The organism is Halomonas sp. GT, assembly GCF_002082565.1.
In the GTDB taxonomy this organism is placed as follows: Bacteria; Pseudomonadota; Gammaproteobacteria; order Pseudomonadales; family Halomonadaceae; genus Vreelandella.
In genome coordinates this window covers 910,238-927,060 of the sequence record NZ_CP020562.1, presented here as the reverse complement: position 1 = coordinate 927,060, position 16,823 = coordinate 910,238, and the positions used below count along the sequence as shown (strand labels likewise).

The 16,823-nt window shown below is 53.9% G+C and carries 14 protein-coding genes and 1 pseudogene; 8 read left to right on the top strand and 7 right to left on the bottom strand.

Annotation, left to right across the window (positions count from 1 at the left end; all coding sequences use genetic code 11):
* The first annotated feature begins 8 nt into the window (after window positions 1-8).
* The 6 genes from B6A39_RS04285 (at window position 9) to cdd (ending at window position 6,002) form a co-directional block, all read left to right on the top strand.
* A complete protein-coding gene (locus tag B6A39_RS04285; RefSeq protein WP_083001716.1) occupies window positions 9-1,292 on the top strand; it encodes a NupC/NupG family nucleoside CNT transporter in 1,284 nt (427 codons plus the stop codon).
* Between the two features lie 83 nt (window positions 1,293-1,375).
* Window positions 1,376-2,194, top strand: a complete 819-nt coding sequence (deoC, locus tag B6A39_RS04280; RefSeq protein ID WP_083001714.1) for a deoxyribose-phosphate aldolase — start codon at window positions 1,376-1,378, stop codon at window positions 2,192-2,194.
* Complete coding sequence (deoA, locus tag B6A39_RS04275; RefSeq protein ID WP_083001712.1) at window positions 2,195-3,547, top strand: thymidine phosphorylase; 1,353 nt, start codon at window positions 2,195-2,197, stop codon at window positions 3,545-3,547.
* Window positions 3,547-4,791 (top strand): phosphopentomutase, encoded by a 1,245-nt coding sequence (locus tag B6A39_RS04270; RefSeq protein ID WP_083001710.1) that lies wholly within the window; start codon window positions 3,547-3,549, stop codon window positions 4,789-4,791. The genes deoA and B6A39_RS04270 overlap by 1 nt, the downstream gene beginning before the upstream one ends.
* Before the next feature lie 54 nt (window positions 4,792-4,845).
* On the top strand, window positions 4,846-5,571 hold the full coding sequence (gene deoD, locus B6A39_RS04265) for a purine-nucleoside phosphorylase (RefSeq protein ID WP_083001709.1): 726 nt from the start codon (window positions 4,846-4,848) through the stop codon (window positions 5,569-5,571).
* Window positions 5,572-5,594: 23 nt separating this feature from the next.
* A complete protein-coding gene (cdd, locus tag B6A39_RS04260; RefSeq protein WP_083001707.1) occupies window positions 5,595-6,002 on the top strand; it encodes a cytidine deaminase in 408 nt (135 codons plus the stop codon).
* A gap of 4 nt (window positions 6,003-6,006) precedes the next feature.
* On the opposite strand, the gene B6A39_RS04255 is transcribed toward cdd, so the two are convergent.
* The 6 genes and pseudogenes from B6A39_RS04255 to B6A39_RS04230 all read right to left on the bottom strand — a co-directional run bounded on the left by B6A39_RS04255 (window position 6,007) and on the right by B6A39_RS04230 (window position 12,704).
* Complete coding sequence (locus B6A39_RS04255) at window positions 6,007-6,999, bottom strand: LacI family DNA-binding transcriptional regulator (protein ID WP_083001705.1); 993 nt, start codon at window positions 6,997-6,999, stop codon at window positions 6,007-6,009.
* A gap of 76 nt (window positions 7,000-7,075) precedes the next feature.
* A complete protein-coding gene (locus tag B6A39_RS04250) occupies window positions 7,076-8,338 on the bottom strand; it encodes an ABC transporter substrate-binding protein (protein ID WP_083001703.1) in 1,263 nt (420 codons plus the stop codon).
* Between the two features lie 103 nt (window positions 8,339-8,441).
* A complete protein-coding gene (locus B6A39_RS04245; protein WP_083001701.1) occupies window positions 8,442-9,491 on the bottom strand; it encodes a Gfo/Idh/MocA family protein in 1,050 nt (349 codons plus the stop codon).
* Window positions 9,488-10,266, bottom strand: a pseudogene (locus tag B6A39_RS04240) (ThuA domain-containing protein). Before B6A39_RS04240 ends, B6A39_RS04245 begins: the two are co-directional and overlap by 4 nt.
* Before the next feature lie 194 nt (window positions 10,267-10,460).
* Window positions 10,461-11,150, bottom strand: coding sequence for a CBS domain-containing protein (locus B6A39_RS04235; protein WP_083001698.1), 690 nt, complete (start codon window positions 11,148-11,150; stop codon window positions 10,461-10,463).
* 123 nt (window positions 11,151-11,273) lie between these two features.
* Window positions 11,274-12,704, bottom strand: a complete 1,431-nt coding sequence (locus B6A39_RS04230; protein WP_083001696.1) for a hypothetical protein — start codon at window positions 12,702-12,704, stop codon at window positions 11,274-11,276.
* A gap of 115 nt (window positions 12,705-12,819) precedes the next feature.
* On the opposite strand from B6A39_RS04230, the gene B6A39_RS04225 reads away from it, so the two are divergent.
* Together B6A39_RS04225 and B6A39_RS04220 are read left to right on the top strand one after the other, a co-directional pair.
* Window positions 12,820-13,818, top strand: a complete 999-nt coding sequence (locus B6A39_RS04225; RefSeq protein ID WP_083001694.1) for a J domain-containing protein — start codon at window positions 12,820-12,822, stop codon at window positions 13,816-13,818.
* 65 nt (window positions 13,819-13,883) lie between these two features.
* Window positions 13,884-14,315 carry a hypothetical protein gene (locus B6A39_RS04220; RefSeq protein WP_083001691.1) on the top strand — a complete coding sequence of 144 codons (432 nt, stop codon included), beginning with the start codon at window positions 13,884-13,886 and terminating at the stop codon, window positions 14,313-14,315.
* Here B6A39_RS04220 and B6A39_RS04215 read toward each other — a convergent pair.
* Window positions 14,232-16,745, bottom strand: coding sequence for a mechanosensitive ion channel family protein (locus B6A39_RS04215; RefSeq protein ID WP_083001689.1), 2,514 nt, complete (start codon window positions 16,743-16,745; stop codon window positions 14,232-14,234). The genes B6A39_RS04220 and B6A39_RS04215 overlap by 84 nt on opposite strands.
* Window positions 16,746-16,823 lie beyond the last annotated feature (78 nt).

The following is a 16,823-nucleotide window of genomic DNA, read 5'->3' as shown; positions in this document are numbered from 1 at the left end:
GTACCCACATGACTCTCATCATGAGCTTGGTAGGCATGGTTACGTTGGTAACCATCGCACTTATCTTCTCTTACGACCGTAAATCCATTCGGCTGCGCACCGTGCTTGGCGCGTTTGCCATTCAGGCGAGTATTGGTGCATTTGTACTTTATGTGCCCTTTGGCCAAGCAGTCCTGCAAGCCATTTCGTCCGGCGTTAGCCAAGTATTGGTCTACGCCAATGACGGCATTGGCTTTCTATTTGGCGGCTTAGCCGATGTCGATAACGTCGGCTTTGTTTTTGCTATAAAAGTACTGCCAGTGATTATCTTTTTCTCGTCGCTCATCGCGGTACTTTACTACATAGGCATCATGCAATGGGTTATTCGGATTTTAGGCGGCGCGCTGCAAAAAGCACTCGGTACCTCACGTACTGAATCCCTTTCTGCCACGGCAAATATCTTTGTTGGCCAAACCGAAGCGCCTTTGGTGGTACGTCCGTTTATCGCCCGCATGACGCCTTCTCAGCTATTTGCAGTGATGTGCGGGGGCCTGGCATCGGTGGCCGGTTCGGTACTGGCGGGCTACGCCGCGCTGGGTATCCCCATGGAATACTTGGTCGCCGCTTCGTTTATGGCGGCACCGGGTGGCCTACTGTTTGCCAAACTTATCATGCCTGAAACTCAAGACGCGACGGATAGCGACAGCGTTTCAAAAGTAGAAGAAGAGCTTAAAGAGCAGGAAGACAAACCCGCCAACGTATTGGATGCAGCCGCAGCGGGCGCTACGTCTGGCATGAAGCTTGCCGCCAACGTCGGTGCCATGCTGCTCGCATTTATTGCACTTATTGCCCTGATTAACGGTATTTTGGGCGGCATTGGCGGTTGGTTTGGCTTTGAATCACTTAGCCTTGAACTGATTCTTGGCTGGCTGTTTGCACCGCTTGCCTTCTTACTTGGCGTCCCTTGGGAAGAAGCCACGCTGGCGGGTTCGTTCATAGGTCAAAAACTGGTGGTGAATGAGTTTGTGGCCTTTATCAATTTGGCTCCCTACATTGATGGGGAACAGGTGGTGGCCGCCACGGGTCAAATGATGACGCCGCACACCATGGCGATTCTTTCCTTTGCGTTGTGTGGCTTTGCCAACCTGTCATCCATTGCCATTTTGCTGGGCGGCTTAGGCAGCATTGCCCCTACTCGCCGCAAAGAGATTGCCCGTTTTGGCGTGAAGGCCGTATTGGCCGGTACACTCTCTAACCTAATGTCGGCCTCAATTGCAGGCTTCTTTATTGCGTTGAGTAGCGCCACGGCTTAACGCAGCGAGCACAACACTATGCAACGGGCGCTGCTTTTTTCACGCAGTGCCCGTTTTGTCTTTTATTAATTTGCGAGAACTCCATGACTGCGACTGCCTCCTCTGAGCATACTCAAGCCCAACTTACCCAAGCTGCCCGCCAAGCACTCACCCTCATGGATCTAACGAGCCTGAACGACAGCGACACCGACAGCACGATTGAGGCGCTCTGCCAGCAAGTTAAAACACCCTTTGGCAACCCAGCAGCGGTATGCGTTTATCCGCAATTTGTGGTTACCGCGCAGCGCGCGCTAACCGCTCACAAACTCAATGACCACGTTAAAATTGCCACGGTTACCAACTTCCCAGACGGCAGTGACGACATCATGGGCGCCGCCCGTGAAACCCGCGACGCTGTCGCTTCCGGTGCCGATGAAGTCGATGTGGTCTTCCCCTACCGCGCATTAATGGCAGGCGATGAAGCAACCGGTCTTGAATTGGTCGAAATGTGTAAAGCCGCCTGCGCCGGTCAAGCACGCTTAAAAGTCATCATTGAATCGGGTGAACTCAAAGATCCCGCGCTTATCAAGCGTGCCAGTGAACTGGCTATTGAAGGCGGCGCTGACTTTATTAAAACATCGACAGGCAAAGTCGACACAAACGCCACCTTGGAAGCCGCCGAGATCATGCTCAACGCGATTAAAGCCAGCGGTGAAGATGTCGGGTTTAAAGCCGCTGGTGGCGTGCGCACCATCGAAGAAGCCGCCGATTATCTCGCACTTGCTACTAACATTATGGGCGCGCAGTGGGTAACGCCTGAGCACTTCCGGTTTGGTGCCTCCAGCCTGCTGGGTAATTTATTGAATACGCTAAGCGGCGCCCCACAAACCGCCCCGCTTTCAACGACTAACGGAGGCTACTAAATGTCATCTACCGCTTCTCATCACGCTCTCCTACCTCAGGAACTGATTCGCCTGAAGCGCGATAGTCAGCCGCTACCCGCGGAAGAGATCAAAGCCTTCGTGCAGGGCATTGCCGATGATCGCATCAGCGATGCCCAGATTGGTGCCTTCACCATGGCGGTGTTCTTAAATGGCATGAGCCGTGAAGAAGTCGTCGCACTGACCACAGCGACCAGAGACTCTGGCCATGTCATGCAGTGGGATTCTCTCAACCTGCCCGGCCCGATTGTCGATAAACACTCTACCGGCGGCGTTGGTGATTTAGTGTCGTTGGTGCTAGGCCCCTGGGTAGCCGCTTGCGGCGCGTTTGTGCCGATGATTTCAGGTCGTGGCCTTGGCCACACCGGCGGCACGCTGGACAAGCTGGAGTCGATCCCCGGTTACGACCCCTACCCAGCGCCAGAACGCTTTAGCAGTGTGGTGAAGTCCACCGGTGTAGCGATTATCGGCCAAACAGGCAACCTAGCCCCCGCCGATAAACGCATTTACGGCGTGCGTGATGTGACCGCCACCGTGGAATCCATTCCACTGATTACTGCCTCTATTCTGGGTAAAAAGCTGGCTTCTGGTTTAGACGCCTTAGTAATGGACGTTAAGGTCGGCAGCGGCGCTTTTATGCCTACGCCGGAAAAATCCCGCGAGCTAGCCAAAAGCATCGCCAACGTGGCAACCCAAGCCGGCACGCCGACCACTGCCCTGCTCACTGACATGAGCCAGCCGTTGGCCCCTTGCGCTGGCAACGCAGTCGAAATCGTCGAGACCTTAGCCCTGCTACGCGGCGAACGTGCCAACAGCCGCGTTATGCAGGTCACCCGCGAACTGGCGGTGGAAATGCTGATCGCTGGCAAACTGGTCAACAACCGTGAAGAAGCCCTAACTAAGCTGGAAAAAGCGCTCACATCGGGTGCAGCAGCCGAAGTCTTCGCCCGCATGGTGCGAGAGCTGGGCGGACCCGCCGACTTTATGGAACGCTCAGATAGCTACTTGGCCACCGCACCGGTCATTCAGCCGGTGTACCCTGAGCAGAGTGGCATCGTACAGCGCATCGACACCCGTGCCGTCGGTATGAGCGTCGTCGAGCTAGGCGGTGGCCGCCTGCGCAACGACGCTAGCGTCGATCACAGCGTCGGTTTTAGCGATATTGTCGAGATTGGCGATCGCGTCGATAGCCAGCGCCCGTTAGCCATTGTTCACGCCCGCAGTGAAGATGCGGCCAAGCGTGCCGCGGCTCAGTTGCGTGCCGCCATGACCCTTAGCGAAGAGCCTGCCGCAGCGGACACACTGCTTCAAGACACCTTCCGGGGAGAAGCCTAATGCGTCGTGCGATTGTATTAGTCCTTGATTCGTTTGGGATCGGTAGCGCCCCCGATGCTGATAAATTCGGCGACCAGGGTGCTGACACCCTGGGCCACATCGCGGCTGCCTGCGCCCGCGGTGACGCCGATAACGCTGAGCGCTCAGGCCCCCTGAAGCTGCCGAATATGGCGGCGCTTGGCCTGTTCCACGCCCACCGCGACGCGACGGGAAACGTCGCCGAAGGTGTTAGCCTGCCAGCTCAATTGAAAGGCGCGTACGCCCACGCCAAAGAGATCTCCAGCGGCAAGGACACTCCTTCCGGCCATTGGGAAATTGCTGGCGTACCAGTACGCTTTGACTGGGGTTATTTTCTTGATAAAACCAACAGCTTCCCCACCGAGCTGTTGGAAAAAATCGTTCAGCAAGCCGACCTGCCCGGCGTAATCGGTAACTGCCACGCGTCTGGCACCGAGATCATCGCCCGCTTGGGCGAAGAGCACATCCAAAGCGGCAAGCCGATTGTGTATACCTCGGCAGATTCCGTGTTTCAGATTGCTGCCCATGAGGAACACTTTGGTCTAGAGCGCCTCTACGCCCTATGCGAAACCGTGCGCGAACTGCTTGAGCCCTACAACATTGGCCGCGTGATTGCCCGCCCGTTTAACGGCGACGACAGCGACAGTTTTGCCCGCACTGGCAACCGCCGCGACTACAGCGTTGAGCCACCCAGCCCCACCGTATTGCAGAAACTGGCCGATGCGGGCGGCGAAGTGGTCTCGATTGGCAAGATCGCGGATATTTACGCGCATTGCGGCATTACCCATAAAGTCAAAGCCAGCGGCCACGATGCCCTGATGGAAGCGACGCTCGCCGAAGTAGCCCGCACCGCGAAAGAAACCAGCGACCGAACCACTATGATCATGACCAACTTTGTTGATTTTGATTCGGTTTACGGCCACCGCCGTGACGTGCCGGGCTACGCCGCCGCGCTTGAGCATTTCGATGCCCGCCTGCCGGAACTGCTTGCCGCACTGAACGATGACGACCTGCTGCTACTCACCGCCGACCACGGTTGCGACCCCAGCTGGGAAGGCACCGAACACACCCGCGAATATGTGCCAGTGATGGTGCATGGCGCAGGGTTTGCCCCCGGCCCGCTAGGCGAGCGCGACACCTTTGCCGATATCGGCCAGACGTTAGCCGCCTTCTTCGCCGTTGAAGCGATGGAAGACGGCAAGAGCTTTTTACCCAACGCTGCCTGAACCGTAACGTTGAGCGAATTAATCTGATTGAAAAACGATCAATAGGAGCGTTTTATGGCAACACCACATATCAATGCTGAAATGGGCGATTTCGCGGATACCGTTCTGATGCCCGGCGACCCGCTGCGCGCCAAGTACATCGCCGACACCTACCTGGAAAATGTTCGTCAGGTGAACGATGTACGCAGCATGTTCGGCTATACCGGCACTTACCAGGGCCGCGAAATTTCGGTCATGGGCCACGGCATGGGCATACCGTCAGTGTCTATTTATGCCAAAGAGCTGATTACCGATTACGGCGTTAAGTCGATTATTCGTGTCGGTTCCTGCGGCGCGGTGCGCGACGACGTCAATGTACGTGATGTGGTTATTGGCATGGGTGCCTGCACCGACTCCAAAGTGAACCGCATGCGCTTTAATGACCACGACTTCTCGGCCATCGCTGACTTTGAGCTGACAAGCCACGCCGTTGCTGCCGCCAAGGCGCAGAATGTACCGGTAAAAGTCGGCAATATCTTCTCAGCGGATCTGTTCTACAACCCGCAGACCGACATGGCCGAACTGCTCAAGCGCTACGGCATCGTGGGTGTGGAAATGGAAGCGGCAGGCCTTTACGGCGTGGCAGCAGAGTTTGGTGCTCGCGCACTAACCATCTGCACGGTGTCCGACCATATCCTGAAAGGCGAGTCGCTCTCCAGCGCCGACCGCCAGACCACCTTCAATGACATGATGACGATTGCGCTAGACACGGTACTACGCGACGACGCTGCTAAGGCCTAATAGCCATTTATGAGGATAACGCCATGAGCCAAGCTGATAAGGCACTGGTTGACACGCTACTGACCACCTTGGACAACGCTTATGCGCCCTACTCCAATCATCCAGTCGCCGCGGTAATGGAGTGCCCTGATGGGCAGCAGTTTGCAGGCGCTAACGTGGAAGTGGCGCACTACAAAGGGCTGTGCGCGGAAGCCTCAGCGATTTCCGCCATGATCACCGCTGGCCAGCGCGAGCTTGCCAAGGTGTACGTGATGGGACCAGGCGAGCACCTGTGCACACCCTGCGGCGACTGCCGCCAGCGCATCCGTGAATTCGCCACCCCAGAAACGCAAATCATGGTGCTTTCCCACCAGGGCGACGTGCTAAAAACCTATACCATGGAAACGCTACTGCCTGACGCCTTCGGCCCCGAGCAACTGCCCCCGCGTTAAGTGTTCACCCTGTTTCCCGCATGACAAGCGTCACCGGCAACAATAGGTGCCGGGGCGCTTTACCTGCTAGCGCTTCGCCCAATAGCTCGACACTCATTGCCGCAATCGCTGCAATATCTTGGCGAATGGTGGTTAACCCAGAAGCAAGCGCTGGCAGATCATCAAAACCGGTCACCGCGACTTGGTGAGGCACGTCGATTCCCCTGTCTTCTAGCGCAGCGACGCAGCCAAGCGCCAGCTCGTCGGTGGCGCATACTAGCGCATCAAATGGCAGCGTTTGGCCGTTTGATGTATCCGCCAACAAACGATTTAAATGGCGATAGCTGGTTAGTGAATCTGAGCTAAAGCGGTGCGGCAGGCTAATTAGTTGCTCAGAGAGCCCAGCTTCATCCAGCGCCCGTCGGTACCCCTCTAAACGGCTGTGAGGTCCAGGGACTTCCAGTTCACCACCAACAAAAGCAATCTGACGACGTCCTTGCGCAATAAGGTGGTGCGTCATTTCATAAAACCCTTGGTCATCATCCGGTGCGACCGAAAATCCTTGCCCTGGGTTGCCAATACGTACAAAAGGCACGCCGACATTTTCTAGCAAGCTGGGGCGCTCATCCTCGGCGGTTTCACCCAGTAGAATAGCCGCGCCCGCCCGTTCCGGCAGTTCTGCCGTCTGATCGTGGTGGAAAAAGATCGGCACCATGCCCTGCTGGTGCAGTGCCACGGTTAAGTGCTGATACAGCAAAATATAGTAGGGGCGCAGCTCGATATCCTGACGCCCCAAGGAAATACCGACTACAGCAGCTTTACCACTAATCAGTTGCCTGGCTGCTGCGCTAGGTTGATACGCCACTTCACGGCTGATGGTGAGAATTTTTTCCCGCAACGCGTCGCTTAGCCCAGGCTTACCATTTAGCGCCCGACTAACCGAGGCAATGGATACATCGGCCCGCCGGGCTATTTCACGTATGGTCGCCGTTTGGGCGCTCTGTTTGGTCTGTTTCATGCCATGCCTCAGCGACTCGGCTTATAATTGTGCCAAAAATTGTGCCAAAAATCGCTAAGCATTGCGGCAAATCCAGCTACCAACCACGCCTCCCTATACGGGCAAGCTCGCTATCGAGCTGCTGAATTGCTTGTTCGGGGGAAGTATCTCCGGATAGGGCATCATGCACGCGGTTAAACACTGCGTTAGACACCCGTGGATACGCTTCTCCAGTAACGCTCGCAGGACGTGGTACGCCGTTCATAACGGTTTCATAAAGTTCGCCAATAAACGGATGGGCTTCCAGCACCTCGGCATTTTCATAGAGCACTGGCCGCGTCGGATTTCGACCAAACTCAATGGCGTGAGCTTTCTGCTGCTCCTCAGCCGTGAGATAAGCCACTAGGTCAGCGGCGATGTCAGGGTGCTCTGAGTAGCGCGAAACCGCCCAGTTCCAGCCGCCAAGCGTCGCGACAGACTGCCCTTCGGGCCCGCGGGGTAACGGCGCGACGCCAAACTTGCCTTGAATGGGCGTGCCATCTGCCTGCCCCAACGACCAGACATAAGGCCAGTTGCGCATAAATACGGCGTTACCCGCCTGGAACACCCCACGTGCTTCTTCTTCCATGTAATTGCGCACACCCTCAGGGCTAATATCACCCACCCAAGAGGCTGCTAGCGTGATGGCCTCTACAGCTTGGGGATTATTGATGGTGACTTGCCCATCAGCATTCACAAAGGTGCCGCCACCGTAGCTGGCTATCCACTCCAACGCATTCGTGGTCAACCCTTCATAGGCTCGCCCCTGAAATACAAACCCATGCATGCGCGCATTACCTGCGTCGCGCTCAGCCTGTTGGATACGCCGCGCGGTGTCAGTCAACGCCTGCCAAGTTTCTGGCACTTCGGCGTCGTATCTGTCTAGCAAGTCGTGGCGGTAATAGAGCAGCCCTGCATCCGTAAACCACGGCAATGCCACCAGCTTGCCCTGCACGGTATTGTTATCCATCAGTGAGGGAATAAAGCCGTCAGTCGCGCCCTCTGGCAGGTAGTCATTTAGGTCAACCAAGTGGTCGGCCAGTAGCCCTGGCCACACAATATCCACCATCAGCACATCCACATCTTGCGATTGGCTGCCTAATAGTTGCTGATAGAGCGACAACTTCTCAGTCGCCGATGCTGGCGTGGTGACAATATTCACTTGGTGGCCGTTAGCGTCGGCCCACCGTTCTGCCAGCGTTGGGCAGAAATCTGCTGCCCCACCATCACCACAGGCAATGGTAATTTCAGCCGCCATGGCAGGCAGCGTTGTGGGCAGCAGGGCAAGCAGTACCGCTGATGAGCGCAGGTAATAACGCATAGCATTCACCTCTATTGTTATTGGTAGTTAGGATTGTTATTAGTAGATAGGGTGCTCGTTAACTTAATCGGATTAGTATTTTGTTATTTGAAGAGCCACCCACCTAGCTGGCAATCGCTAGGCTGCGGTCTTCCTGGCTTGATACGAAACAGGCATCGAGCACGGTTTGAATCGCAGCGCCGCGCGCAAAATCAGGTTGATCGTTATTCCCACTGCGAATGCTCTCGACGAAGCGCTGGTAAATACTCGGCGTGGACGGTGCTTTCACTGTGCTCCAGCGAGCGGGATGTACGTCATCATCGAGACATACCTGCACATCCTCTTTTGAGGCGTCCAGGTCAATACGAATTGCTCCTTTATCGCCGTGTACACTCAGCGCCAGCGAGTTGTGATGCCCTGTTGCCCAACGTGTAGCCTGAATAGTGCCCTTTGCGCCATTGGCAAATGACACTCTCATCAGCGCCGTATCATTGGCATCCAGCACATACTCACCAATGCGATTGTCTGGCGCTTTTTCAAAGCAGGTTAGCTCACAGTTAACGCGGGTAATGTCGCCAACAGGGAAGCTGGCAAAGTCGACAATGTGCACGCCGACATCGCCTAATACGCCTTTGCTGCCGTGGGACTCGGAAAGCCGCCACAACCACTGGCTATCTTCATTCCAGCGTCCCCAGGCGTTACTCACTAGCCAGCTTTGCCGGTAACTAGCATCTACATGACGAACTTGACCAATCGCCCCTCCCGCAATCAGCGCACGTGCGTGCTGAATAGCTGGGGCATCGCGGTAGCTTAAGTTGACCATGTTGATCACGTTAGCGGCCTGAGCAGCCGCCGCCATTTCATGGGCATCTTGTGCATTTGTCGCCAGCGGCTTTTCACACAGAATATGCTTTCCGGCGGCAATAGCGGCCAACGATGTAGCTTTGTGAACACCATCAGGAGTTACATTGCTTACCGCGTGAATATCATCCCGAGCCAGCATGGCTTCCAGGTCTTGATAAACGTCAGCAATGCCGTGATGCTCTGCAAACGCCTGGGCTTTGGCAAGGTCTCGGTCGCACACGGCAATCACTTCGATTCCTTCAAGACGGCCAAAATGCTTGGCGTGCTCGCCGGCCATACTGCCTGCACCAATTATCGCCAAACGGATCATTTGAAGCCCTCCTCGCCAGGTTTATGCAGGCTTTCGCCTTTAATTTCGACCGGATTAGGCGCTTGTTCAGCGGGAACATTAGGGCAGCTGTCGATCCATCGAGAACCTTCCGGGCGCGCCCAAGTCACGGCGTTTTTCAACACAGTTTTCACTTGAGCATCGTAATAAATCTGGTAAGTTTCGTGGCCGGGACGGAAGTAGAAAATCTTACCGTTGCCACGTTTATAGGTCAGACCAGAGCGGAATACTTCCCCCCCTCAAAGGCACTGATAAAGATCACTTCATCAGGATTGGGCACCGCAAACGGTTCGCCGTACATTTCGGTATGGGGCAGCTCGATATAGTCCCCCAGCCCTTGAACAATCGGGTGACCTGGGTTCACCACCCAAAGCCGTTCCCGCTCACCCGCTTCACGCCACTTTAGTGAACACGTAGTTCCCATTAAGCGCTTAAAGATTTTCGAGTAGTGCCCAGAATGCAGCACAATCAAGCCCATGCCCTGGAGCACGCGCTTTTGAACGCGATCAACCGTCTCCTCCAATACATCGCCATGGGCGGCGTGGCCCCACCATAGCAGTACATCCGTGCTTTCAAGCGTTGCTTCGCTTAAGCCTTGCTCAGGATCCTGCAGCGTCACGGCAGAGGCATTTATGCCTTCCGCTTCGTTTAAACCTTCGGCGATGCACTGGTGCATGCCCTTAGGGTAAATACGCGCCACGACATCATTGGTTTGCTCGTGGACGTTTTCTCCCCATACGGTCACGTTAATGCTCATACATTCTCCTGCGAAATAAAACATCTTCAAAAATGACCTTCGAGGCTTAAAGTAAACGTTTACCTGCAAAGAGTAAACGTTTACTTAAATACAACTTTAGTCGCTTCACAAGAGTAAACAGAGTACGCATTAGCGCCCACAAAAAAGCCCGCTGCACAAAGGCAACGGGCTGTTCAGATAAGAAACACAACGTATTAGAAATAGCCCGCCCCGCGTGGCATCATGCCAAGGTGATTTTCAACACGCTTGACGCCCTGGGTATTTTCAGCGGCTACGGTCACTGCCTGTTTCTGTTCCTCAGACTCTACTAACCCCCAAATTTCTACGCTTCCACCATCGACAATGACACTGAAACTCTCGGCTCGTACGCCGGTGTTATTATCGATCTCTTTGAGAATGGCCTCACGAATAGAGCGGTCATCCTCCGGCGACTGGGTGGGTGCTACGACTGCGTTAGCAATTCCTTGAAGTAAGTTTGCGCGACTGACAATCCCGACGATTTTGCCATCTTTTACCACTGGCACACGCTTAATGTGATGCTTTTCCAGCAAACGAGCAATGGTATGTAGTGGTGCATTTTCCTCAACGGTCAATGGGTTTGATGTCATTACCTCATGCGCCTTACGCCCATGGGATTTAACATACTCGCCCGCATCTTTACCGCCACTGAAGAGCGAGAGCCACCAAGAGCGGTTATCATCCGTTTCATCTTTCACTCGACGCATCAAATCGCCTTCACTCACGATACCCAACACTCTACGCTCATCATCGACGACCGGTACGGCACTAATGCGGTTTTCGAGTAGCAACTGCGCTATATCGCGCACGTTTGCGTCGGGCCCTACACACACCACGTTGGGTGTCATAATGTCGATAGCTTGCACAGTATCCTCCAGGCGACAGGGTCGCAGTCGCAAATTATATTGCTCACCTTTGAGACTAGTGTGCTACTGGTGATTTCGCTATGCAGGCCCGGTCTCAGTGCCAGTCTATTGATCCAACGCAGTTTATTTGCTGGTTTTCTCTACACTTTCCTCAGCGACTTTCTCGACATCGACAATGCCAGAACGGCTCACAACCACTTTCCAGCGAGCTAGGTAGGTTGTGTCCTCACTACCCGTCTCACGAATGACCAAGTTAAACAGGTGACGTCTCTCGACACTTTCTCTAACGGCCTGTCCTTCTTTCAGCCGGTAAATGAAGTGCTTCTCTTTGCTCATTAAGCGCGTCAACATGGAAAGATCGATATGCAGCGTTTCACGGGTATGCTCATAACCACTTAAAAAGCGGGTGGGCGACATACGTGAGCTGGAACGGTAATGAAGCACCTCTTCCTCACGCTGAGCAACCGTACGACGGCGCATTTGCTGAATGTCCGCCTCTAGTGCGGCATAACGTTTATAGTCGAACCACTCTAACTGCCGGCCCACCGATTGATTGCGGGTGGGGTCGATATATTGTCGCCGCCACTTTGGCCTTCCGCGCCGAAGCCAGCGCCAAAGCGTGTTACGCAAGTCGTCTTTAAACACTTCCCGCATCGCATAAAGCAACGCCATGGCTAATACAAACAGTGCAGTAACATCACCCAGTACGCTTCGAAGGTGGAGTACACCAAGCGATACAAAGGTCATTACCACTGCGGTAGCCAGCGCTTTCACTGCTTTCTGCTCACCGCCCCCAAGCTCTAGGGCTCGCTGTTTAAGCGTAATTGGGTGTTCAATAAGCCGCCTTAGCAAGCGCATTTTATTCGACATCCGAGTGGGATCTTCCATCACCCGTTCGGCGTTATACTCTTGCTCTTTTCGATAGTCGCTCTCACGCTGGCAGACGATGATAAATCGACGCTTTATCTCACTAAATTCGCCGCCACGAGGCATATGCGCTACCAATGCCAGCAGTTGCTGCTCGGTAAACCAGGAAAGGTAATTATCGATGTTGGCAAAGTATTTATAGAGCCGCTCATCTGTGGGTGAATTGCGTCGCAATCGCTTAAGAATGCCTTCGCTCAAATCGCTCATTTCATACAGTTGATCACGGAGCGCATCGGCCAGCTCTTGAAGCTCGCCACTCTCCTGGCGCTGGTCACTGGTGGCATGGCGTAGTTTTCTGGCGCTAACCAGCATTGCCTGCGTCGTTCGTTCTAACGCCCCAACGTATTGGTAAGCGTACAAACTCAAACTTAATCGATAGGAATCACTGCCTAACTGATTGCGACTCGCTAAGCGACTATGAACCAGTGGCAAATGATACTCATCACTGTAGTAAGTGCGTGAAACGCTGATCGCGCCGTGATAAAACGCCTCTTCGGAAATGACATGGGTGCTAAGCCCAAGCTCTTTGGGCACAAATAGGTAAACATCGAGCGTGTGCGACGTTTCTTCCTTGAGCCGTCGAGTGAGCCTCAGCTGGAAGCTATTTTTACGCTCAACATTGATCACCTAACGAATCTCCTACTTCATTGCGTAACGCGATGATATACCATGGCCAATCATTATCAGGATGGCCGTTAAAGCGCCGCTGTGGTTACCCTCTTTTTTGCCTTGGAGCCAGGGAATGTCCATTGCCCGTTTTTCACCCTTTGAGCTGTTGCTGCTAAAAAGCCGCAGCCAAGTGGATACGGCAACACTACTACTGTTAGCCTGGGTGCTTGTTCATCGCCAACAGGTGTCTGAAGGCCAGAGGCGACGCCGACTGGCTCAAGTCACTGCGCAATTTCGTCATGGGCATGAACTTGGGCCAGTGATGAGCATTGCCCATAGCCAAGACCTTCAAGCCATACAGTTAGCGGCCGAGGTAGTGCGCAAAGAGTGCTCCAACGAGCGTAGTCTGAGCATACTTCACCAAGCGATCACGGTTGCTACCGACGATGGTGAGCTATCTCTGAATAACCATTACATTCTGGGCTTTCTCGCTGATTTGCTAAATGTCACGCCTACCACGTTCAATACCCTCTTTCATGAGTTAACGGGCAAACCACTGCGAGCAGCAGAGGATCCCAGTCGAGACGCCTACTGGCGGGTGCACAATCCAGAATATCACGCGCGCAAGGCACGTGATGCACACGCTGCTGAGCAGAAAGCAAAAGAGGCCGAAGAGCGCCAGCGTGCTAATAATGAACAACAGCAACAAAAGCGGCAGAATAAACAGCGCCAAGAGGATGATGCACGCCGTAATAAGGCAAAACAGGATCAGGCCAAGCAAAAACAGGACAAACAAGAACAGAATAAGCAAAAAGAGCGCCGTCAACGACAAGAACATACTCAACAACAAGAGCATCAGCGCTGGCAACAAGAGCAGACGCGTCAGGAAGAAGCCCGCCGCCAACAGCGGGAACGCCCCTCTTCACCACCCGACCGCAACACACGAGCGCTGGCAGTATTAGGGCTAACACCTGGAGCTAATCGTGCCGATATTCGCCGCGCCTATCGCCGTATGGCTCAGCTGCACCACCCTGACCGCTTCTATTCGGGTAGTGAACATCAAATAGCACTGGCATCAACGCGCTTTCAGCGCATCAAAAGCGCCTACGATTATTTGATGCAAAACACCTGATCAGCCTACTGTTAACGATTAAGGGCAGAGCACCCAAACCGACAGTGAGTATCGACTCGAACATTATGCGCGATTTGTATCAACGACTGACACTAACACCCGACGCGAGCGATCAAGAAATCAAAAGCGCGGTGACCCGCTGCCCAAACAGCGCGCTGCGCCAGGATGCTGAAACTGTATTTGGTGCTGTAGAACACCGCGATGCTTATAACAAGCTCCATAAAACAGTGAGTGACATAGGACAACTGCGGGCAAGGCTTGGACTAACCCACGGCGCTCATTGGCAAGGCGATGTGGCCAACGACTTTTCCCTGCCACCCGATAATGCTATTTCGCGCCATGACGAGCTAATTGATCGCGTTAGTCTCTCGGTATCACTTTATAACCGCTGGAGGCGTTTCAAAGGCCCGTGGCTACTCGTCGCCTTGTTCACCATTGGTGCTGGCATAGGTCTCGCTTTTGGGCTCGCCTTGGGCCTTGGGCTTAGCATGGGATGATGCCTTTGTCCGCTCACGCTCATCTCGGCGCATTTCTGCTTCTGTCGGACGCGGAGCAGGCTTTGGCGGCGGTGGTCGTTTACGTGGGCTATCGTCGCCTTCATCCCTAGCACTACCTCCCCTAGCCTTATCTCCCCGCGGTTGTTCATCGCTTGGCTCGTCGAGCGTGAAATCCGTGCCGGTGCTCTCTTTTTTCGTACTCTCTTTTCTCGCCTCATCGGGCATATAATCTTGCCTGCCATCTTCTGAGCGCGCCTCCATGCTGACACTGAGGCGCGGTACGCCCAGATCGATTTCCTGCGCTTCCATGCGTTGCTTCAATAGCAGGTTAAAGGCACGCGATACATCCCACTGCATTTCTGGTGCTGTACGAAAACGCATTCGTAAAATGGGGCAACCATCTTCAAAACCTTGAATACCCTGCATTTCTAAAGGTGACCAAATATAGTGGCGCATCATAGGATCTTTGCGTAGCTCTTGCGCCGTCTCTTGCATCAGCGTAATTGCATCATCAATTTTCATCGCATAAGGGATACGAATCCGCATCAGCGCAATCCCGAATTGGCGCGACATGTTATGAATCGACTCAATACGGCTAAAGGTAATGATATGGACAACACCATCCAAATCACGCAGCTTCACGGTCCGCAGTGTCAATCCCTCAACGGTTCCCATATGACCATTAATCTGAACGAAGTCGTCCACCGCCAAGGAGTCTTCAATCAGAATAAAGATCCCAGTGATTAAATCCTGCACCAACGTTTGGGCACCAAAACCAATCGCCAAACCGATAACACCCGCACCTGCGAGTAGCGGCGTAACGTTAACACCAAGATTTGCTAACCCGGCAATTACCGCGATGATCAAAATCGTGACAAAAATCACATTGCGTATCATCGGCGTGATGGTTTGCGCTCGGGCTTGATTCACTCGCCTACCGCGAGAACGCGCGGATGATGTTAGCGCACGCTGAATAGCCGTATCAGCAAAGATCCAGACCAGCCAAGCCAGCAGAATAGTTGACCCCAGGCTTACCAGAGCTTGGCCAATACGGGCACTGGCCACCGCTTGCTGGCCAAGGCCAAACAGCGAACCGCCCCAAACCTGCATAAACAGTTCAGCAAACACCATCCAGGCGCAAAGATGGGCAAGTACAAAGCCGAAACGCTCTAAACGCTTACGATACTGGCTATAACGTCGGCGATGACGGCGTTTACCTAAGCGCTCAGACTGACGTCTTAGCAAACCCGTTACTACCAACGTCAATACTAATAAGCTTGCCGAGATAATCGAGCGCGCAAGCGCCGTACCCACATCCCCCACGGTGATAAAGATCGCTAATAATGAGCCACCCACCATCAGCAGCGCAGGAATATGCCAAAGGCCGCCCAGCGCACGGATCATCTCAACAGCTGCACTTGCATCGCGGCGCTGTTTGTAAGGGCGGTTACAGATCAAATGGCGGACAGGTCGTTTAAACTTAAAGATAAAGCGCGCCGACAGCAGCGCAGCCAGCATGTTTGCAAGGACAGACACTAAGCTGGAGAGCTCGCTACCCAACAGCTCTACTAAGCGGGTGGAGTTCACTGCATCGCCCAGGGCAATTAATGCGCCAATGACAAACAGGCCGCGTAACGCTTTTTGTTGTAGCACCTGCACCGCTGTAAAACGATGACCTCGACTGAAAAATGCAATGACCGTTTCAATAACCACCGACAGCGCACGACCGCACACACAAACGTAAGCCACAACCAGTACAACCGTTCGGCCGGGGCTGTAAGGCAATATCTGCCCAATCCCCAGTGTGATCGCAAATGACAGTGCCCAAGGCAGCATGCGACGCAAAAAGTGCACTGCCAATAACCACGCTTTTGGGTCTCGAGGTAAATCTAGCGGCCACTCTCGACGCGTGGCGAGCAAGCGCCCAAACGCAATCATAACGATCAACAGTACAACCCAAACAAACGCAAGGACGGCACCATCTGCCACTGCACGTATTGCCTCACCCTGATCAGCACCATCATTTAATGCGCGTAAATCAGCTGCCCCTTGGACCAATTGCCGCGACCACTCGTCAATCGGTGAATCGCCAGCTTGAGCCTGCTCGCCAATATCAGTCAACGTATCGGCTAATGCACCCAGTAAACCTTGATGGACAATTTTGTCATCTTCAGTCTCCTCGGTAGTAAGCTGTAACTCACGTAGGGAGTCGAGTAGCGCTTGACGCTGCTCTTCGTTCTCAAGCATTGCGATCACATCGTTAAGCGAGTTTTGGAAGCTTTCACCACTGACGTTCTGCTCTTCTGATGCATCACTCCCCCCACCCAGGCTAGGCAGAGAAACACTCTGTGCCTGTGCGTAAGTCATCACACCTATGAGTAGCGTCAAAAAAACGCCTAACACGATATTGATTGTCCAGTGCTGTCGCACGCCTGACTCCTGAAAATGAATCGACATAACGCGCCGATTAGTTAGCATTTACTTAACTTTATACTCTCAGCCTTAATG